This is a genomic window from Trabulsiella guamensis ATCC 49490 (genome assembly GCF_000734965.1).
GTDB classification, from domain to species: Bacteria; Pseudomonadota; Gammaproteobacteria; order Enterobacterales; family Enterobacteriaceae; genus Trabulsiella; species Trabulsiella guamensis.
This window is the reverse complement of the sequence record NZ_JMTB01000231.1, coordinates 1-418: the sequence shown is the minus strand read 5'-3', so window position 1 is coordinate 418 and position 418 is coordinate 1. Positions and strand designations below refer to the sequence as shown.

The window sequence follows — 418 nt, the reverse complement described above, 5'->3', positions numbered from 1 at the left end:
AGAGCGCGTTGCCTGGGTACGCGCCCGTATTGCTGAGGGCAACGAACAATGAAACCCATCCCACGTGCCTGCACTCTTCCGTTACAGGTTGAAGTTGAAGGCCGCACCTGGCGACTGTTTGATGTTTATTTTACAGACAGCGACTGGCGTAAATATTCCTTCTACATTTACGCCATTAATCGCGAGCATGCGTCTTATGTCGTTGAGGATATTAAGCGCACTGCCGAACTTGCGCCTGATGACATTGTAGGCTTCCGTGACACCACACCCGTCCAGGAAGGTATTACCTGCACTCTTCCGTTACAGGTTGAAGTTGAAGGCCGCACCTGGCGACTGTTTGATGTTTATTTTACAGACAGCGATAAGCGTAAATATTCCTTCTACATTTACGCCATTAATCGCGAGCATGCGTCTTATG

Annotated in this window: 1 protein-coding gene; it reads left to right on the top strand. The window is 49.0% G+C overall.

Going from position 1 to position 418, the window contains the following annotated elements; genetic code table 11:
* Positions 1–48 precede the first annotated feature (48 nt).
* Positions 49–418, top strand: a 370-nt coding sequence (locus GTGU_RS23700; protein ID WP_038163917.1) for a hypothetical protein, incomplete at its 3' end; no start/stop codon positions are given.